Genomic DNA, 3990 nt, shown 5'->3' on the forward strand with positions numbered 1-3990 from the left:
CGCCGCCGGCTGCTGCGCGCGGCCGGCGCCGCGGCGCTCGCCGCGCCGGCGATCGCGATCGCGCGCCATGCGTGGGCCGCACCGCCGCTGAAGAAGCTGACGTTCGCATGGAACCAGAACGCGTTCTGCCTGACGCCGATCGTCGTCGCACAGGAGCGCGGCTTCTTCGAAAAGAACGGACTGAAAGTCGAGCTGATCAACTACAGCGGCTCGACCGACCAGCTGCTCGAATCGATCGCGACCGGCAAGGCCGACGCGGCGGTCGGGATGATCCACCGCTGGCTGAAGCCGCTCGAAGCCGGCTTCGACGTGAAGATCATCGGCAGCTCGCACGGCGGCTGCGTGCGGCTGATCGGCGCGAAAGCGGCCGGCGTCACGACGCTGCAGGCGCTGAAGGGCAAGACGGTCGGCGTCAGCGATCTGGCCGCGCCCGGCAAGCACTTCTTCTCGATCCTGCTCGCGAAGAACGGCATCGATCCCGAGCGCGACGTCACGTGGCGGCAGTATCCGGCGGACCTGCTCGGCGTCGCGGTCGACAAGGGCGAGATCCACGCGATCGCGGACGGCGACCCGAACCTGTATCTGCTCGAAAAGCGCAGCGGCGGCGCATACACCGAGCTCGCGACGAATCTGTCCGGCGAATATGCGCGCAAGGTGTGCTGCGTGATCGGCGCGCGCGGCGATCTGGTGCGCAACGATCGGCCGGCCGCGGCCGCGCTCGCGCGCTCGATCGTGCAGGCGACCGAGTTCACGCACGACAATCCGAACGAGGCCGCGAAGGTGTTCGCGAAGTATTCGCCGAAGATCGATCCGGACGATCTGCGCAAGCTGTATGCGACGCTCACGTACACGCATCATCCGACGAGCGTCGACCTGCAGCAGGAAATCGCGTTCTATGCGGACGATTTCCGCCGCATCAGCGTGCTGAAGAAGAGCACGGACCCGCAGCGCTTCGCGCAGCAGGTCTACGCGAACGTGCTGGGGTGACGCGATGTCGACGCTCGAACACGCTTCCCCCGCACGCAGCGCGCCGGCGCCGGCCGGCGGCGCAGCCGCCGCGGCGTCCCGCATCGCGTGCAGCGCTTGCGAAGCGACCCAGGCCGCCGACGCGCGTCGTGCGCGCGTATGGCCCGCCGGCATCGCCGCCGCACTCGCATGGACGCTGCTCGCCGCGATCACGCAGTTGTGGCCGAACCGGATCGTCGGCTTCACCGACTGGGCGTACACCGACACGTTCGCGACGGCGGCCGGCACGCTCGCGCTGCTGCTGTTCGTCGCCGCGACGCTCGGCCAGCTGGTGCCGGCCGTGCGCACGCGCATCGCGCGCGTGCACCGCGCCGGCCCGTGGCTCGTCGCGCTGCCGCTCGTGCTCGCCGCGTGGGAGATCGCGACCGCGAAAACCGGCTGGCTGCCGACGCCGTTCTTCGCGCCGCCGCAGGCGCTGATCGAAGTCTACGTCGACGACTGGCCGCGCCTCGCCGGCAGCGCCGGCAACACGCTGAAGCTGCTCGCGCTCGGCTTCGCGTACGGCGTCGCCGCGGGGTTCGCGGTCGGCGTGTCGATCGGCTGGTCGCGCCGCGTCGGCTACTGGGTGCATCCGGTGCTGCGCGTGCTCGGCCCCGTGCCGGCCACCGCGCTGCTGCCGCTCACGTTCTACTTCTTCCCGTCGAGCTATTCGGCCGCCGCGTTCCTGATCGCGCTGTCGACCGGCTTCCCGGTCGCCGTGCTGACGTGGTCCGGCGTCGCGAGCGTGAACCGCCAGTACTACGACGTCGCGCGCACGCTGGGTGCGAACGCGCGCTTCCTCGTGCTGCGCGTCGCGATTCCGGCCGCGCTGCCGCATGTGTTCGTCGGAATCTTCATGGGTCTGAGCGCGTCGTTCACCGTGCTCGTCGTCGCCGAGATGATGGGCGTGAAGTCGGGGCTCGGCTGGTATCTCAGTTGGGCGCAGGGCTGGGCGTCGTACGTGAACATGTATGCGGCGCTGATCGTGATGGCGCTGCTGTTCTCCGGGTTGATCGCGCTGTTGTTCGCGGTGCGCGACCGTGTGCTCGCGTGGCAAAAGGGAACCGTCAAATGGTAGGCGCCGCCGTGCTCGAATCGTCCGTTTCCGCGACGCCTGCTGCGTCCGCTACATCCTCTGCATCGTCTGCGGCCGCACCGCGCGGTGCGCGTATCGACATCCGCCGCGTGAGCCATGCGTTCGACGGCCCCGGCGGCGCGCTGCCGGTGCTCGACGACGTCACGCTGTCCGTCGCGGCCGGCGAGTTCGTCGCGCTGCTCGGCCCGAGCGGCTGCGGAAAATCGACGCTGCTGCGGCTCGTCGCGGGGCTCGACACCGCGCGGCAAGGCACGATCGCGCAGGACGGCGTGCCGATCCGGCAGCCCGATCCGTCGCGCATCGTCGTGTTCCAGGATCCGACGCTGTACCCGTGGCGCCGTGTGCGCGCGAACGTCGCGCTCGGCCTCGAAGCGCGCGGCGTCGCACGCACCGCGCAGCATCGCGTCGACGATGCGCTCGCGCGCGTCGGGCTGCAGGAATTCTCGAACGTGTTTCCGCATCAGCTGTCCGGCGGAATGGCGCAGCGCGTCGCGCTCGCACGCGCGCTCGTCAACGATCCGCAGCTGCTGATTCTCGACGAGCCGCTCGGCAAGCTCGATTCGCTGACGCGGCTCACGATGCAGACCGAACTGACCGCGCTGTGGCAGCGCGACCGCTTCTCCGCGCTGCTCGTCACCCATGACGTCGAGGAAGCGCTGTTCCTCGCGCAGCGCGTGATCGTGTTCGGGCCGCGTCCTGCGCGGATCGTCGCCGAGCTGCGTGTCGACCTCCCGTATCCGCGCCATCGCGGCGACCCGCGGCTCGCCGAACTGCGCCACGATGCGCTGCGGCATCTCGGACTCGATGCGAGCTGGTAGATGCGCGGTTCGGTTCGCCGCCGGCGCGGCGCGCAGCGCGGACGCGGCCGATGAACGCGCCGCCGCTCGCCGACTGGGCGCTGCTGTTTCTGCAGTCGCTGTACCGCGCGCAGATCGCGATCGCGCACGCGCTGCATGCGCTCGGCCTGACGCGCGATGCCGACGGCCAAGCCGCGTGGCCGTGGGCGCAGCGCGTCGCGCTCGACACGCTGCGCATCGATGCGGCGCTGACGCGGCAGCTTGCATTCGCATGCGCGGCGACGGCGCTCGCCGCGATACTCGCGTGCGTCGCGATCGCGTCGCGCCGGCGACGCGTCGCATCCGCGGTCGCCGCGCTGGCCGCTGCATGGATTGCGCCGTGGCCGCCGTCGTCGCTGTGGCTGTCGGCGGCCGTGCCGACGAGCTTTCAACGCAACCCCGAGCCGTTCTCGGTCGCGGGCGTGATGCACGGCGCGCGCGTGTACACGCGCCATTGCGCGTCGTGCCACGGCGCGGACGGCCGCGGCGAAGGTCCGCTCGCGCCGTCGCTCGCGCACTGGCCGCCGACGTTCGCGGGCGCGCTGCTCGCGCGTCGGCTCGACGGCGAGCTGTACTGGCGCGTGCGGCACGGGATGCGCGACGAACGCGGCGCGCCGTCGATGCCCGGCTTCGCCACAACGCTCGATGCGCACGATACGTGGGCCGTGCTCGATTATCTGAAGGCGCTCGCGGCCGGCAGCGCTGCGCGGACGGAGCACGCGTGGCCGACTCCGCTTCCGTTGCCGGCGCTCGACGTGCGCTGCGGCGACGCCGCGCCGCAACCGCTCGACCGCTGGCGCGAAGGCCAGCGCGTGCGCATCGTCGCGCTCGCACCCGGCATGCCGGCGCCGGCCGAAGACGCGCGCTGGCAGACGCTGCTCGTCACGACCGGCGATCTGCGCATGCCCGTGGCGCCGGCGGCCGGCACGCGCGCGAATTGCGTCGCGGCGACGCCGGATGCATGGCGCGCGTTCGCGACGATCGCCGGCGTGCCGGCCGACGCGCTCGGCGGCACGCAACTGCTCGCCGACCGGCGCGGCTGGCTGCGCGCAC

Annotated in this window: 4 protein-coding genes; all 4 read left to right on the forward strand. The window is 71.5% G+C overall.

All coding sequences use genetic code 11. The features are described from left to right. A partial coding sequence (locus BUB20358_RS27650; RefSeq protein WP_174905168.1) for an ABC transporter substrate-binding protein occupies nt 1–987 on the forward strand: 987 nt, incomplete at its 5' end. Between the two features lie 4 nt (nt 988–991). Then, nucleotides 992–2083, forward strand: coding sequence for an ABC transporter permease (locus BUB20358_RS27655; RefSeq protein ID WP_035974033.1), 1092 nt, complete (start codon nt 992–994; stop codon nt 2081–2083). After that, nucleotides 2077–2919 carry an ABC transporter ATP-binding protein gene (locus BUB20358_RS27660; RefSeq protein WP_035974032.1) on the forward strand — a complete coding sequence of 281 codons (843 nt, stop codon included), beginning with the start codon at nt 2077–2079 and terminating at the stop codon, nt 2917–2919. Before BUB20358_RS27655 ends, BUB20358_RS27660 begins: the two co-directional genes overlap by 7 nt. A gap of 50 nt (nt 2920–2969) precedes the next feature. Further along, nucleotides 2970–3990: c-type cytochrome (locus BUB20358_RS27665; RefSeq protein ID WP_174905169.1), on the forward strand; the 1021-nt coding region annotated here is incomplete at its 3' end.

Source organism: Burkholderia dolosa (assembly GCF_902499135.1).
Taxonomy (GTDB): domain Bacteria; phylum Pseudomonadota; class Gammaproteobacteria; order Burkholderiales; family Burkholderiaceae; genus Burkholderia; species Burkholderia dolosa.